This window comes from Nitrosarchaeum sp., from assembly GCF_025699065.1.
Taxonomy (GTDB): Archaea; Thermoproteota; Nitrososphaeria; order Nitrososphaerales; family Nitrosopumilaceae; genus Nitrosarchaeum.
Window position 1 is genome coordinate 1 of the sequence record NZ_JAILWF010000001.1, and the last position, 15,668, is coordinate 15,668.

Here is a 15,668-nt window from a genome sequence, read left to right on the forward strand (position 1 = left end):
AAAAACGACTCTCTTTGAATCCATCATGCTATGTTTGTATGGTCAGAACTCTTTTGAGCAAAAAATCACTCTCAAACAATACCATGCATCAATTTTGAGGTCCATTCATCGATATTTAGGCACAAAAAAATCTGCAGATGAGGCATCAATAATAGTAGAATTTCAGTTTGCCCATGAGGGAAAAATTACTGAATACCAGGTATTGCGAATGTGGCAAAACAATGATGGTAAAGTAGATGAGAAATTATTAATTCAAAACAAAGAGATTGATGAAGAAAATTTTTCAAAACTAGATTTGGAAGAATCTGATTGGCAAACTTTCATCGATCAATTACTCCCAAAAGGAATTACATCACTGTTCTTTTTTGATGGAGAAAAAATTCAAAGTATTGCCGATTCTGGTGATGAAGCAAGACACATTAAGTCTTCTTTTGATGTTTTACTTGGGCTTGATCTTGTAAAACAACTAAGTGATGATATTGGCCTTACTTTATTGAGAAATTCTGATGGAGAAACAAAAAAGCTTCTTGAGGAGCTTGATAAGTTTACACATGATAAAAATGAAGCAGAAGAAAAATTAGGAAAACTTCAAGATAAGCAAGGTGATCTTGCAATACAAATTAAAATTTTACAGCTAAAGGCATCAGAGCAAGAAGAACAATTCAAAAAAATAGGTGGTAGTTTTGCAAATAAAAAAGAATCATTAAAAATTGAAAAAGCAAGATTGGAATCAAAATTAGAAAATGTTGAAAAAGAAATTAGAGATCTATGTTCTGGTGTTTTACCTTTTAGTTTAATACCTAATTTAATGAAACAATTAAAATCAGAACTTTTAGCTGATCAGAAAAAAATACAAGATAGTTTTGAAAAAAATATTTTAGAAAATACTTTTAAAGATTTACTAGAAAAAATAAACTCTAAATCATTTTTGCCCATGTATGATGATACAGTTAAAGAAAATTTCAGCAAACAACTTATACAACTCTTAGAAAATAAACTAGAATCTATTTCTAATATTCATAAAACAACATTTAATCTATCACAAAATGATATGAATCAAATAATTCAATTAATTGATGAAGTTGATAAATCATCTGAGGCAAAAATTGAATCACTTGCTAAATCTCATAATGTTATCCTAAACTCGCTAAATTTGATTAATGTTAGCCTCGAAAGTACTCCTAAAGATGATGAAATTGGTACTATATTTTCAAAATTAACTCAAACTAATCGTGAATTAGGAGAGCTTGAAAATGAAATGAATCATTTGAAGACCCTTGAATCTCAAGAAAAATCATTTATCACTATCTTAAATGCAAAGATTAGAAATATACTTACAAAAAGACAAGCAGACAAAAGAAGACTCTTAAGTTTAGAGCTTGGGCCTAGCGTACAAGATGTACTTGAAGAATATTCTAATTTACTTCGAAACAAAAAACTCGAACTGCTTGAAGAAAATATCTTAAAAGGTTTGGATATATTATTACACAAAAAAGATTTTATCGATAAAGTATCAATTGATAGAGAATCATTTGAAATTACTCTATACAAAGGAGAAGATGAGATTACAAAAGAGATGTTATCTAAAGGTGAACTACAAATGTATGCAACTGCTGTTGTATGGGGACTGGCAAAAACATCTGACAGACCACTTCCATTTATGATAGATACTCCTCTTGCAAGATTAGATGATGAACACCGAGAAAACGTAGTAGAAAATTTCTATCCTCTGGCATCTCATCAAACTATAATATTTTCTACAAATTCTGAAATTAATTTTTATTTTTATAAAAAACTAGAATCGTTTATTGCAAATTCATTTGTAATCAAGTATGAATCATCTAAAGGAAAAACTGTAAAATACGATGGATATTTTTTCAATGAAAAGGGAGAAAAAATAATTGAAGTTTAGTAGAATAAGGATTAGCAGTCGTAGTCAACGTACATTTGGTGAAATAAAATCTCATACTGGTCTTACCCCGAATCTTTTAGCAAGATTTGCAATATGCATATCTCTAAAGGAAAAATCAATTCCAAATCCAGATGAGTTTAATGAAGAAGGATCAGAGATTGCACCAAATGTCTTGTTTGGTGAATATGAGGAAATCTACATGGCATTAATTCTTAATCGTTTAAAGCAAGATAAGTTAGATCCTGAAAATTATCTAAATGAAATGATGCGAGCTCATTTAAACAGAGGAGCAATTGCTTTAAGCCCAAGAATCAAGGATTTGTCAGATTTTTATGAACTAGTCAAAGAGGAACGAAATGTCTAGATTTCCAATTTATCTTGATTCACATGCTACCACACCTGTAGACCCACGCGTTTTTGATGAGATGAAACCCTATTTTATAGAGAAATTTGGTAATGCATCAAGTTTGGATCATTCCTATGGATATGATGCATCAATTGCTGTACAGCAATCTCGTGAAGTAATAGCAAGGACAATTGGAGCAAACATGGATGATATTTTCTTTACATCAGGGGCAACAGAGTCTGATAATTTAGCGTTGATTGGGGTAATGGAGAAAAACAAATCTAAAGGAAATCATCTAATCACATGTGTTACAGAACACAAAGCAATACTTGACACTGCAAGACATTTAGAAAGTATTGGATACAAAGTTACATTTTTACAAGTTGATGAATTCGGTCTAATCGATCTTGAGAAATTAAAAAATTCTATTACAAATGAAACTGTGTTGATTTCTATCATGTTTGCAAACAATGAGATTGGAACAATAGCAAATGTATCAGAGATTGGAAAACTTGCACATGAACATAATGTTTTATTTCACACAGATGCAGCACAAGCAGTAGGTCATATTCCAATCGATGTTAAAAAATTAAATATTGATCTGATGTCATTTTCATCTCATAAAATCTATGGTCCAAAAGGAATTGGTGCCCTATATGTTAGAGGTATATTTCCTAGAGTAAAGATTAGTCCACTTGTGTTTGGAGGAGGACAAGAACGTGCACTTCGGTCTGGAACTTTAAATGTTCCAGGGATTGTTGGATTTGCAAAAGCAATAGAGATTTCTCAACAAGAATTGGAGCAAGAAAACATCAAATTTAAAAAATGGACAGATAGCATGTTGGAAAAACTATCCCTAGTTGGCGCAAAACTAAACGGTCATCCTGAGAAAAGACTCCCTCATAATCTCAATGTACGATTTGATGGAATTGATGGAAAAGCAATAATTAATTCAGTATCAAAAAAACTTGCAATCTCTGCTGGTTCTGCTTGTACTACTCAATTCGTAGAACCATCTCATGTGTTGTTGGCATTAGGTTTAACAGAAGATCAGGCTCATTCATCAATTAGAATAGGCTGTGGTAGATTTAACACTGATGAGGAAATAGGAATTGCTGCTGATGAGATTTATTCTTGTGTGAAATCATTAGCAAAAATTCATGTTTGATTCTTAATATTTAATACTTCAATTTACTTTAAAAATTGTATAACATTGGCTTTACCATCAATTACAAAGATTAGAAAACCATTATTGAAATATCTTGGAAAAGATAGACAATATCACTCATTAGATGAATGTGTCACTCATCTTGGAAATCATTTTTCTCTGACTGATGAAGAACTGAATCAAAGATATGAAGGAAATCAAAAAAGACCAATTTTTAAAAAAATGGTAACTTACGTCGTATCTGATTTTAGAATTGCACAATTAATTGACGATGAAATTAAACCTGGAATGGCATCTTTTAAGATCAGTAATTCTGGTTTAAAACTACTTGAAGAAAATCATGATGAAATTACTAATAAAATTCTAAAACAATTTGGTGAATATTCCTTACTAGAAAAAAATCAAACAGAAAACATAACAAGTGATACTGAAAAATCAGAGGAAGAAGAATTTGATGTTCTTGGAGAACAACTTGCAAAAAGAGTTCAAATAGAACTCTTAGAACAAATAAAAAATCAATGTTCTGCTAAAGGATTTGAAATGCTCTGTCTAAAATTATTTGAAGAAATGGGTTATGGAAAATCCAAACATACTGGTAGAAAAGGTGATCGTGGTGTTGATGGAATTATTACTGAAGATAAGTTAGGTTTAAGACAAATTTATGTTCAAACTAAAAAATATGAAGGAACAATTCCATCTGATGAAATATACTCTTTTTCTGGAAAATGTTCCCGTGATAAAGTTTCAGGAATATTTGTAACCACATCAGATTTTTCAAAAGATGCTATAGAAGAAATGGAAAAAGAACCACTGATCAGATTGATTAATGGAAAAGAATTAGCTGAATATCTTTATGAATATAATATCGGAGTAGAAATATTCACAAATGTTGAATTAAAACAAATTAATTTAGATCAACTGGAAATTTATTTTAATTAATTTTTCTTAGACGCTCTGAGTGCTGAGGTCTGTCTCTAACATATTTGCCATCACTTAATTTCTCAAACCATTCATACAACACTTGTACATTTCCAGTAAGTTCTCTTCTACTTGGAACTGGAACGTCAGTACAATTGTCTTGAATCCATTCTTTTATTCTACCAAAATATGCTTCTGGATTGATAAATTCATCTATTTTTTGGATAAATGGATGAGCAAAAAACTGAATCTTTAATTTTTTTAAAAATCCTTCCTTTGATAACCCTAATTCTATACCGTAATTTGCTAAATCGTGAAATATGCATGCATTTGTTTCAGGATCATCTGAAGGTGATCTGTTGGACCTGATTCTTTCATAACCTTCGACAAGCTTATCGATGTCTTTTGTCATAGGCAAAGATGATATTAAAAAATTATTTTTTTGTGAAATTACTATATCTTCAAATTTAATTTGTTTTGGAATTTCCTTCATTTGTTTATCATACCATTTTTTTAATTGTTGATAAATTTCATCATTGACTAGTATTGCTTCATTTCTAATCTTCTCAAAATATAATCTATCTTCGCTTGTTAATTGTTCTAATAAACATCCTATCTCATAATTTCCTTCAGGCATTAATCCTCTTTGAGAAATATTTCCAGATGAAATAATTATTGTATCAAAATTTATTGAATAAATCTTTAGATGAATCTTGTTGTTTATGTATAACGTGATATTGTTTTCTTTACAATATTGATATAATTCCAATTCAGATGAACCTGATAAAATATCATTTGGTTCCCATGTTGTTATAATTATTATTTTATTATTTACATTTTCTAAAAGGTTCGATAATATTTTTGTCTTGATATATGGAACATAAAGAAAAATTTGTTCATGTTCTTTTGCTTGAATAATGTAATCTCTAATCTTTTCAAATAAAGGTGATCTGATTATTTGTTTATTCTCTTTCATAATATTGATCATAAATTCTGTATAATTCTTCAAAGTTCTGGAATTGAGCTAAAAATTCATCTTGTACATAAACAATATCGCAGAATTCAGTCCCATCTTTTACATTTGGACCTCTCATACCTCTACCTATCATTTGTAGTAACGTATTAGGTGATTTGGTTGGTCTAGAAATAAACACGGTGTCAACTACTGGCGCATCAAAACCTGTCGTAAAGACATTATAATTTAAAAGAATGTTTATTTTCTTTTCTCTAAACTTTGTAATTATTTCCGTTCTTAACTCAGGAGGTGTGTGTGAATCGACAAACTCTGCATTTTTTCCAAGATCTTTTAACAAAATATACATTAATCGTGACTGTTCTACACTAGGTCCGAAATACAGAATTTGTTTTCTCTGTTCGTTTAATTCTAATATTTTTTTTATTATTCGTACATTTCTAATATGACTATGACCAATTTTTCTAAGTAATTTTTCATCATATTCTTCTGGTACATTTCCTGCTGCTTTCATTTCTGAAATTGTTAGTTCAAAATCAATTTCTGGTATTATGATGGGTTTTTTGAATGAGAGTTTTGATAAAACACCAAGTTCTTGTAGATATGAAATGGGGCTTTGATAGTTATCTGTATTGATTGTTAGTCTTTTATCGTTAAAAAGTGCAGCGAGTTTTTTATTTTCCTCTTCTTGACCTCTTCCTGGTGTTGCAGTCAATCCGATGTATTTTGCTTCAAATTTTCCAATTTCTTCTAATGCCTTATTGTATTTTTTAGCTGCAGCATGATGCGCTTCATCAAAAATAATTAGATCAGCTTTTACTTTTTTATTATTTTTCAAAAAATTCATTAGTTTACTTATTCCAAAAATTATTATTTTAGAACCTTCAATATTTTCTTTAAATTTATAATTGTCTCCCCAAACTCTGTTTAAATGAAGATCTTTTGTACCTCTATGTGCCCAAATTTTTTTAAATTCAATATCTGCTTGTTCCAACAGCTCTTTTTTATCTGCTAACCAAATCACTATGGCATCATTATGTGTATTGAGAAAATTTGTCACAATCTCCATTGCGATCTTTGTTTTTCCGCCACCTGTAGGAATTTGAATTAAAAATCGACTTGAATCATATTTTAATTCCTCATTTGCTTCATCATAGATTTTAAATTGATAATTAAATAGCGGCGAATAACTCGTGATAGGTTTTTCTAAAAATTCATAGTCTTTTTTTTGTTCATTATTTTCTGGAATTAATCCTAAATCTAATTCAAATGCATTTACAAAGGCTTTTGTTATATCATTATCGCCCCATTGAAACATGGCTATTTTATTAACAAATTTTTCTTTTTGACTTGTTGGTGATGTTTTAGAAATCATTTTTAAATTTGATTTTGAGACAAAATTGCTAAACTGTTTATTTCCAAATGCTCCTCTTAGTAATTTAATTCTGAAATTTTTATCTTTGAATTTTTTTGGATTTAAGTTTAAATAAAGTTCCTCACAAATTTCTGGATCTAGTAAAATATCTACTGTATCATTTTTTAATAAATTTCTGATAGCATTGAATTCATCTTTTTCTTCTTTACTTAGAAATATTTTACTAGAAATGATTGGAGATAAGTTAAATCTAGACATTTACTCTATCGTCAAATTTCTTATCATCTGATAAGATGTATAGATATTTTGTCCAGTCTCCAATGACTAATCTCATTGTTGTACTTGGTACTTGTGGTGTGTCTTTAAATGAAACTTCAGTCTGAGTCTTGGCTGATACAAAAGACCCAATCATTAAATTAAACAGATATCTTGATTTTAAAATCTCTCTTTCAAATTCATTTTTTCTATCTATTAGTTCCTCTGATAGCGGATGTCCTAGAAGTTTTTCAATTTCTCCAACATCTGATAAATCTCGTATTTTTTTATACACTGAATCTAACAGAACAAAGAATGGATGTTTTTGATTATATTCTATGAAATTTGTTCCTAAATCATAATTGATATAGAAAAATGGACTTTCTTCTGGTAAATTTGGATTGTCTCTAAATTGAACATGGAGTTCTAATAGCTTGGTTGGATCTATTTGTTGTCCAAACTGCCTATATCTTTCTGCAATTTCATTTGCAGCAATTTCTATTTCTGCCTGTGTTTTTTCTGTGGTTATTTCATCTTGACCAATTCCTGTTTCTTCGAATCTTTCTGATGATCTTTCATTGACATCTAAACTCTCAGATTTTTGAGATTTTTCTACAGCATCGTCTGTATCCCAAATTTCTTTAATTTTTCTACGAGCTTGTTTTATTGTATGTGACACTTCTTTTGATATTTGTTCTGCAAGAGCATTATCTGGAATTGCTCCAACTTTGACATTTTTTATTTCAAATCTTTTATCTAATGTAGCTGGAAATTCTATCTCCATACCCCAGTAACGATCTGGATGATCTGCATCTGTAATTATTCTTCTATCTATGTAGTAGTTTACTTCTCTACCATTTCTTAAAATACTAAGACCTTCATTTTTATGAATATGTAAATTGAAATTTTCTTCATTTTTATATTTTGGTCGTGGTCTGTATTTTTTATCTAGTAATGACATTCTAATTACCACGTCATCTTTTTCTTTTCCAAGTTCTTTTTGATCAAATGGATGAAGATTAACTTTGATCTTTTTTTCTGTGAATGGTGTAGATTTTGGCTCGTTTTCAAATTCTGGAATTTTTGTCATATATAGTGGATCTACAGGAGTTACTTTTTTTCCATTTAGCGTAATTGTACAAATATTCTCATTCGGTACTGCTTGTGAACGATTTTCAGGTCCAGTTGTAATTATTTCATCTCCGATAAATTTTCGATAAATTCTACCTAAATTACGAAAAAGAACTCCTAGGTCTCCCTTGTTACTTCCCTGTGTGTTATATATTTCCCAATCTTCTTTAAAATCATCTGCGGCATCAAAAACTTTCCAAATAACAATCGTCCCAGATTTTTTAATTATTGCTGTATATTTTTCAGGAGGTGATCTTAAAATCGGTTTTTTTATTGGTTTACCTTCAGACACATCAAGAACATTATAAGATACATGTCTCCAGTCTCCATCTTTTTCTTTTGAATAAATTTCAAGATTTCTACATTGATTAACAGTACCTGCAATCAACCCCCAACCAAAACGCCCAATTGATTCTCTGTTGTTATATGTTTTTGATTGACCTTGAGTTAAAGAACCTGACAGATCCTTTTCGTCCATTCCGATTCCATCATCTGCAACAAAAACTTCTCTGAGTCTATCTGGATCTGTTCTGTTCCTACTTTCTTCCCAGAATAATTTTATCTGAATATTTTTTGCTTTTCCGTGACCTATGGAATTGTCAATGATTTCACACAGAGAATCTTCAAATTTGTAACCTGATTCTCTTAATGAAAGTAATAATCTTGGTGAAAATGGTGGTATTGCATCTTCTAATGCCATCTAACATCACTTTCTTTGAAATTATAAAAACTATAGGGTTTTGACATATTGTGAATTTCATAATTTATGCCACTATCTTTTAAAACTAACAAAAGTTTAATGAAACATGCCTGAATTTCCTACTAAAAAACAAATCAAAAAGGGTAGTAAAGTAGCAATTGAATTAAAAAAAGATCAGGGAACAGGAAAACTTTTTGAAGGAATTGTAAAAACCATTCTAACATCTGACAATTTTCATCCTCATGGAATCATGGTTGAGTTAGCAGATGGTAATATTGGACGTGTCAAAAAATTACTATCAAAAAATATTTCAGAGGTACAAAGTTCAAAAGAAATACGCTCAAAAATTTATAAAAAATTAAAAAATTTTGATGTTAAAGCAACTAAAAACAATCTTACTTTAACTCAATCCAAATCTAGTGTTGTAATTAAGCAAAATACCAATATTCCAAAAGATGAAGACACATGGAATGAATTCAAATCTACATTTCAATACGATATGGATGAAGAAAATTTAAGAAAATCTGGAAAGATAATTGAAGCTAATGCACGACAAAATAATTATAAACAAATCAAAGATGCATTACAAAAAGAAATATCATTAACAATTTCTGCTTTTGCAAATCAAGAAGGTGGCAGATTATTTGTTGGAGTAAATAATGATTCTACCATTTTAGGACTAGAACGTGATCTAAGAGTATATTCAAATAGTATTGATAAATTTACATTAGCATTTACTGATTCTTTAAAGAAATTTATAAAAAATAATGCATTTATTTCTAAACTAAAATTTGAATTTGCTACAAATGGAGATAAACAATATTTAGTAATTCAAGTGCCAAAATCAAATGAACCAATTTTTGTTAACACTTCAAATGGGCAAGAAGTATATGTTAGAATACAAAAAAGTTCTGAAAAGTTCTCACATGAAGATTTTCTTAAACATTGTAAGGATCGATTTCCAAATTGGATGAAATAACATGACTTCAATTACATTTTATGGTGGTGTAAATGAAATTGGAGGAAATAAAATTCTGCTGCAAGACAAAGATACAAAAATATTTCTAGACTTTGGAAAAGGATTCACAGGACTATCAAATTACTTTGAAGAATATCTCGCACCACGTTCCTCAAATGGAATTTTAGATTTTATTACAATGGGATTAGTGCCTGATATCCCAGGAATATATCGAGATGACTTGATGTTTCGTGCAGGCAGAGAACTAAAAGAGCCTGAGGTTGATGCAGTTTTGATATCTCATGCACATGCAGATCATGTAGATTATGCATCATTTTTGCACAGAGACATTCCACTATACATGGGCCAAACCACTCAAAATATGATAAAAGCAATTCAAGAACGCTCTAGTGGTTCAATTGATAGAGAAATCCTAGAATTCAAACTAGTTGGTGCAAAAAGAGGTGACCCAAAGATTGCAAGAACAATTAACACATTTCGTTCAGGTGATAAATTTAAGATTGGTTCATTAGAAATTGAGCCGATTCATGTTGATCATTCCATTCCTGGGGCCTATGGTTTTGTAATTTACACAAGTGAAGGTCCAATTGTATACACTGGTGATTTGAGACGTCATGGCTCAAAGCCGCAAATGACTGAAGAATTTATTGCAAAAGCAAAGTCTGTAAAACCAATAGCTCTAATTGCTGAAGGAACAAGAATCAAAGATGTACCAACTAATGAAAATGAACAACTAGTGTATGACCAATCAGATAAATTAGTTGCAAATACTGGCAATCTGATTTTTGCTGATTTTAATTTCAAAGATGTCGATAGAGTACAAACATTTTACAATGTAGCAAAGAAAAATAATAGAAAACTAGTAATCAAAATCAAAGACGCATATTTTTTAAAACATTTATCTTCTGATCCAAATTTGAATTTACCAAATTGGAATGATGAAAACATTGCAATTTACAAAGCAAAATATCGTACTGGCACATATTTGGATTCAGATTATGTTGGTGAAGACAGAACATTTGCTACAGCACCAAACGCATTGACTGCTGCTGAAATCGCATCAAGACCTGACAAATATCTATGTGCCATGGGATTTTTTAGTTTTAATGCTTTAATTGATATGAAACCAAAAGCAGGTGCAATTTACATTCATTCAGCTAGTGAGGCATACAATGAAGAGCAAGTTTTAAGCACAAAGAGGCTCAAAAATTGGATTGAAAAGTTCCAAATGGAACATCATCAAATTCATTGCTCAGGTCATGCAAAAGGTGAGGACTTGATGAGTATGGTAAAAGAGATTGATGCTAAAATGCTATTTCCAGTTCATACAGAGTATCCAACAGAGTATGTTCGAGTGACAAACAAAATCACTATTGTGGAACTAAATAAAAAATATGAAATCTAAAAACCTTGGAACTCTAATAGTTAAACCATTTCAACCCATGACTGCAAAGTCGCAAGAAGAAGTTACAAGAAAAAAAGATTTACGAGATTTTATCATAGATAATATCTCTAATCTATCTGATGTTAAAAATTCTTGTAAAGATATCAAAACTGTATCTGTTGAAGTTTGTTTTAATTTGTATAATGGTGAGAAAAATGACACATCTAGATTTTGTAAAGACTTGGATAATCTTTTAAAAATTGTACTTGATGTTCTTGCTGATTATATGGATAATAAAACTGAAAATCGTGAATTTGGATTAGGAATAATCAGAAATGATAATCAAGTATCTGAGATTTACTCATACAAGAAATTTGTACAAGATCCAAACCTTGAAGGAATAGATATTACTATTTTTGAGTGGAATGATTAATTTACTAAATCCTAAAAGTATGTTTTTAGGTTTTTTACACATGACGATTAAAGAGACAAGAAGATGATTCATAAATGATGAATTCTAAATCTAATTGTTGAGTAGTCAAAACATTACTGGATTAAAAGTAGGAAATGATGTGCATGGAATCTATGTTTTAAATGAAATTAGTTCCCCAATTCCATATAAGAATAATAAATCTGGTTCTTGGCTTTCTCTGAAAGTTTCTGATAAAACAGGACATATTGAAGCAAAATTTTGGGGTGCTGATATGAATTCTATTGACTGTGCTGAATTATGTTCCTCATTAAAAATAGGTGATGTTTTAGAAATTTCTGGAAAAGTAGAATCATATCAAAATAACCCTCCTTCTATCTCAATTAGACCTGGTGGAATATCTAAAAAAAATATTGGCGAATATGATCCAACTGATTTTGTCTCTAAAACTGATAAAGATATTGATTCCATGGTAGATGAATTAAAAACAACTATCCAAACTATTTCTAATCATGACATCAAACGTTTGCTAAATGCTTTTGTTGAAGATGAACAATTTATGAAAAAATTCACATCATCTCCTGCTGCAAAGAAATTACATCATGCTAAAATTGGAGGTTTGTTAGAACATGTCATTAGTCTTTTAGCCCTTTCTTTGAAAGTTGTTGAAAAACATCCTGAGTTAGATAAAGATTATCTTATTGCTGGATGTGTTTTACATGATATTGGAAAGATTGTAGAATATCAAGTATCTACTTTAATTGACATAACTGATGAAGGAAGAATGTTAGGACATATTTCAATTGGACAAAAAATGGTTAGTGATAAAATCAGTAGTTTGGAAAATTTTCCTGAATCAATTAAATTAAAAATAATTCATATGATTTTAAGTCATCATGGAGAATTGGCAAAAGGCTCTCCTGTAAAACCATGTTTTCCAGAAGCTATTGCTTTTGCTAAAATTGATGATATAGATGCACAAATTCAAAGAGTCATCGATATGAAACATGATAATCCTGATAAAGAATGGATTTGGATGGAAGAATTTCAAAATAATAGCTCGTTATATCTGAAATAATTACACATGCTGGTTATTTTATAATAACATTAAATTATTATGTAATTTGTATTAAAATTTATAATGACTGATAAATGTCTTTTTTGTTCACATTCTGATCAAATTCAATATTTTAATGATTCAGCAATATCTTTTTTTGATAAATACCCCGTTACCAAATACCATATTCTAATTATTCCAAAACGACATGTACCTTCTTTCTTTAATCTAACTGTCAAAGAACAATTAGATTGTATTACTCTTGCAAATCACGTTAAATCACAATTATGTACCATTGATGAAACCATTTCAGGATTTAATTTAGGAATTAATGATGGAACTGATGCAGGACAAACCATTCCTCACTGCCACATTCATTTAATTCCACGTAGGAAAAACGACATAGAATCACCCATGGGTGGAATTAGGCATATATTTCCTGAAAAAGGATATTATGGAAAATTTCTCAAGATGATTCAAACATAACATTCAAGTATATTATGAGTTTCTTATCATTACGTGTCATTAAAATCATGTTCATCATATGATCCTACCGAAACTGAATTTTTCTATCATGATATTTCCAATATTAGAACCAATGATTCACGTTCTATGTTTGAAAAAGATCGTTCAAAAATAATTCATTCTACTGCTTTTAGAAGATTACAAGGTAAGACACAAGTATTTTCACCAGGACATGCAGATTTTTTTCGAACTAGGCTAACACATTGTCTAGAAGCAGCTCAAATTGGAAAAGGATTAGCATTGAATCATAAAGTTGCAGATCCAGATCTTGTTGAATTAGCTTGTCTTTCTCATGATATAGGACATCCTGCATTTGGACATGCTGGAGAACATAAGTTACAAGAATTAATGAAGGATTGCGGGGGATTTGAAGGAAATGCGCAAAATTTACGAATACTTAATTTTCTCGAATCAAAATATGAAAAATGTCGTGGACTAAATTTTACTCGTGCATCTATTGATTCTATCTTAAAATATTCTGATAATTATTCTTCTGTAAAAGAAAAAAATCCTGCACAATGGAAATTTTTTTATGATGATGATCAACCTCTAGTTGATTGGGCAAAATCAGGTGCACCTAGTAAAGATGATAAATCTATTGAATGCCAGATTATGAATTGGTCTGATGATATTGCATATTCTACACATGATTTAGAAGATGGAATAAAATCAGGCATGATTTCATCCGATAAATTAGATCAATTAGAACCTGAAATCAGAAAAAAACTATCTGCTGAAAATAAATGGAATGAAGATATTTGGAGCGATGTCAAAAATGTGATAAAAACATTAACTGCATTACCAAAAACACCACATCATAAAAAAGCTAAACGTATTGAATTAATTGCACAGTTAATACATGAATTCATTGCTGAAACAAAAGTTATACCTAGACCAAATTCTTCTTCTTTTGCCTCTAGATATCATTATACCTTAGAGATTGATCCAAAAATTAAGATAAAATGTAACATGTTAAAAGAATTAGTTTGGAGTATGATTTTAGATGATCCACGTGTTGCAACTTTAGAAAAAAAAGGCCAACTAATTGTATCTGAACTTTTTGATATATTCTTAGAAGAAGATAATTGGACTAACAAAATGTTTCCCACAGATTTTAGAGAAATTCTTAATGATGGAAAAACTTCTAGAGAACGAGTGATTTGTGATTATATTGCAGGTATGACTGATAGCTACGCCTTGCGATTATATTCTAGATTAACTGAATCTGACATTCATTCCATATTTGAACTTCTTTAGGTATAAATAAAATAATTTATCAATAGATAGTTTTTATTTCATCTAAGAAAATTATACATTTAGTGATTGAACAAGAAAAAGATCAAGAAATTAGTCCTCAAACGTTGAATATGTTTCTTTTAGATTTCTTAAATAAACATTCTGTTGATTATTGGAATATAAATGAGATTACAGGAAAGGCTGGAATAACATCAAATAATTACGCTCGAGTCAAACGCTCCTTACAATATTTTGATAATCAAAAACTAGTCCAGAAATTTTCAGTTTTAACTCCAGACATACAAAAAAAAACTAAACTAGAAAGCGTAAAAAGTATCACTTTAGAATCTTATCAAATAACTCAACTTGGTAAAGATACTTATAAAAAAATCATGGATTCGTGTTTAGATTCTGTAAGTTTGCGTTTACTTAGTATTAAAAAGATTGAATAGTTTTAATCAATCCATACTGTGGAATATCCAAAATTATTTTCTAATATTAAATCTACATGAATTTTTCTTTTTAACAAATCCATCGTACTTCTAATGTTTTCCTTTTCAAATGCATTATCAAATATTTTACCAATAATGATTATTCTTCGAATTTCCAATCCAATATTTTTTTCAAATGAAAATTTTTTAATGATTTCTTCAATATCTCTAATTTTTACTGAATTTTCATAAAATTGAATTATATACCATCCTGTAGAAGTCTTAATCCCTAAATCATAATTTCGTAAAAAATGTATTTTTCCTTTTTGTTTTTTCTTATATTTTTCAACACTTTTATTTTTTTTAATTCGTTTTTTGTTAATTCTGTCAATTTCTGGGAAAACAAAGCTAAGATGATTCATTATTTTTTCTAATTTTGGATTTCCCTCTTTGATAATAATTTCTGGTTCTACTAATTCAAAATTCATTAGATATGATCTACGTATTAAATAACTTTGAATTTTAAGTAGTTCTTTTTGTTGTTTTTTACCTTTAGTAATTATTTTTAAAAATAATCCTCCATTAGAAATGGGTAACCATAAGCCTAATGTGAAAAGTATAGCTAATCCAAATAATAATAATACTAATTGATTTGTTTGAGAAAAAATATGACTAGTTTCTAAAAGTATGTTAAATAAACCAATCACCACCAAAAAAATAGTGATACTTACTCCTATTGTACTAATTACTACCCATTTAGTTTCTTTAAACATTAAAAAATAATCTAAAATTGTAGATTTTGTTTCTTCAAATCCTACATCGTTATCCTCCATAGACATGAATTTTTC

15 protein-coding genes are annotated in these 15,668 nt (G+C 29.5%); 11 read left to right on the forward strand and 4 right to left on the reverse strand.

Annotated features, from left to right (window positions below; translation table 11 throughout):
- The 4 genes from dndD to K5782_RS00020 form a co-directional block, all read left to right on the forward strand.
- The coding region (gene dndD, locus K5782_RS00005; RefSeq protein WP_297462843.1) for a DNA sulfur modification protein DndD at window positions 1-1,912 on the forward strand (1,912 nt) is incomplete at its 5' end.
- On the forward strand, window positions 1,902-2,276 hold the full coding sequence (gene dndE, locus K5782_RS00010) for a DNA sulfur modification protein DndE (RefSeq protein ID WP_297462845.1): 375 nt from the start codon (window positions 1,902-1,904) through the stop codon (window positions 2,274-2,276). The genes dndD and dndE, both read left to right, overlap by 11 nt.
- Window positions 2,269-3,426, forward strand: coding sequence for a cysteine desulfurase family protein (locus K5782_RS00015; RefSeq protein WP_297462849.1), 1,158 nt, complete (start codon window positions 2,269-2,271; stop codon window positions 3,424-3,426). The genes dndE and K5782_RS00015 overlap by 8 nt, the downstream gene beginning before the upstream one ends.
- A gap of 45 nt (window positions 3,427-3,471) precedes the next feature.
- Window positions 3,472-4,365, forward strand: a complete 894-nt coding sequence (locus K5782_RS00020) for a restriction endonuclease (RefSeq protein ID WP_297462851.1) — start codon at window positions 3,472-3,474, stop codon at window positions 4,363-4,365.
- On the opposite strand, the gene K5782_RS00025 is transcribed toward K5782_RS00020, so the two are convergent.
- From K5782_RS00025 to K5782_RS00035, 3 genes are read right to left on the reverse strand one after another with little or no spacing between them, the layout of a single operon-like run.
- Window positions 4,358-5,320 (reverse strand): phospholipase D-like domain-containing protein, encoded by a 963-nt coding sequence (locus K5782_RS00025; protein WP_297462853.1) that lies wholly within the window; start codon window positions 5,318-5,320, stop codon window positions 4,358-4,360. The two genes, K5782_RS00020 and K5782_RS00025, sit on opposite strands and share 8 nt — an antisense overlap.
- On the reverse strand, window positions 5,307-6,950 hold the full coding sequence (locus K5782_RS00030) for a DEAD/DEAH box helicase (RefSeq protein ID WP_297462856.1): 1,644 nt from the start codon (window positions 6,948-6,950) through the stop codon (window positions 5,307-5,309). Before K5782_RS00030 ends, K5782_RS00025 begins: the two co-directional genes overlap by 14 nt.
- Window positions 6,943-8,778 (reverse strand): ATP-binding protein, encoded by a 1,836-nt coding sequence (locus tag K5782_RS00035; RefSeq protein ID WP_297462858.1) that lies wholly within the window; start codon window positions 8,776-8,778, stop codon window positions 6,943-6,945. The genes K5782_RS00030 and K5782_RS00035 overlap by 8 nt, the downstream gene beginning before the upstream one ends.
- A gap of 106 nt (window positions 8,779-8,884) precedes the next feature.
- Between K5782_RS00035 and K5782_RS00040 the strand changes: the two genes are divergently transcribed.
- The 7 genes from K5782_RS00040 to K5782_RS00070 all read left to right on the forward strand — a co-directional run bounded on the left by K5782_RS00040 (window position 8,885) and on the right by K5782_RS00070 (window position 14,841).
- Window positions 8,885-9,757: a YwbE family protein gene (locus K5782_RS00040; protein WP_297462860.1), complete on the forward strand. Its 873-nt coding sequence runs from the start codon at window positions 8,885-8,887 to the stop codon at window positions 9,755-9,757.
- A 1-nt stretch (window position 9,758) separates the two neighbouring features.
- Entirely contained in the window at window positions 9,759-11,162 is a 1,404-nt protein-coding gene (locus K5782_RS00045) for an MBL fold metallo-hydrolase (RefSeq protein WP_297462863.1), read from the forward strand.
- Complete coding sequence (locus K5782_RS00050) at window positions 11,152-11,574, forward strand: RusA family crossover junction endodeoxyribonuclease (protein WP_297462865.1); 423 nt, start codon at window positions 11,152-11,154, stop codon at window positions 11,572-11,574. The genes K5782_RS00045 and K5782_RS00050 overlap by 11 nt, the downstream gene beginning before the upstream one ends.
- Window positions 11,575-11,671: 97 nt before the next feature.
- Window positions 11,672-12,649, forward strand: a complete 978-nt coding sequence (locus K5782_RS00055) for an HD domain-containing protein (RefSeq protein WP_297462867.1) — start codon at window positions 11,672-11,674, stop codon at window positions 12,647-12,649.
- Window positions 12,650-12,712: 63 nt separating this feature from the next.
- Window positions 12,713-13,114, forward strand: coding sequence for an HIT family protein (locus K5782_RS00060; RefSeq protein ID WP_297462869.1), 402 nt, complete (start codon window positions 12,713-12,715; stop codon window positions 13,112-13,114).
- Window positions 13,115-13,147: 33 nt separating this feature from the next.
- Complete coding sequence (gene dgt / locus K5782_RS00065) at window positions 13,148-14,410, forward strand: dGTP triphosphohydrolase (RefSeq protein WP_297462871.1); 1,263 nt, start codon at window positions 13,148-13,150, stop codon at window positions 14,408-14,410.
- A 62-nt stretch (window positions 14,411-14,472) separates the two neighbouring features.
- On the forward strand, window positions 14,473-14,841 hold the full coding sequence (locus K5782_RS00070; RefSeq protein ID WP_297462873.1) for a hypothetical protein: 369 nt from the start codon (window positions 14,473-14,475) through the stop codon (window positions 14,839-14,841).
- A gap of 2 nt (window positions 14,842-14,843) precedes the next feature.
- Here K5782_RS00070 and K5782_RS00075 read toward each other — a convergent pair whose 3' ends face one another.
- Entirely contained in the window at window positions 14,844-15,659 is an 816-nt protein-coding gene (locus K5782_RS00075; protein ID WP_297462875.1) for a hypothetical protein, read from the reverse strand.
- Between the last annotated feature and the right edge of the window lie 9 nt (window positions 15,660-15,668).

Coding starts and splice junctions, on each gene's coding strand:
- K5782_RS00035 (WP_297462858.1), bottom strand. CDS start 8,778: ATGGCATTAGAAGATGCAATACCACCATTTTCACCAAGATTATTACTT.
- K5782_RS00045 (WP_297462863.1), top strand. CDS start 9,759: ATGACTTCAATTACATTTTATGGTGGTGTAAATGAAATTGGAGGAAAT.
- K5782_RS00025 (WP_297462853.1), bottom strand. CDS start 5,320: ATGAAAGAGAATAAACAAATAATCAGATCACCTTTATTTGAAAAGATT.
- K5782_RS00075 (WP_297462875.1), bottom strand. CDS start 15,659: ATGTCTATGGAGGATAACGATGTAGGATTTGAAGAAACAAAATCTACA.
- K5782_RS00050 (WP_297462865.1), top strand. CDS start 11,152: ATGAAATCTAAAAACCTTGGAACTCTAATAGTTAAACCATTTCAACCC.
- K5782_RS00040 (WP_297462860.1), top strand. CDS start 8,885: ATGCCTGAATTTCCTACTAAAAAACAAATCAAAAAGGGTAGTAAAGTA.
- K5782_RS00060 (WP_297462869.1), top strand. CDS start 12,713: ATGACTGATAAATGTCTTTTTTGTTCACATTCTGATCAAATTCAATAT.
- K5782_RS00030 (WP_297462856.1), bottom strand. CDS start 6,950: ATGTCTAGATTTAACTTATCTCCAATCATTTCTAGTAAAATATTTCTA.
- K5782_RS00015 (WP_297462849.1), top strand. CDS start 2,269: ATGTCTAGATTTCCAATTTATCTTGATTCACATGCTACCACACCTGTA.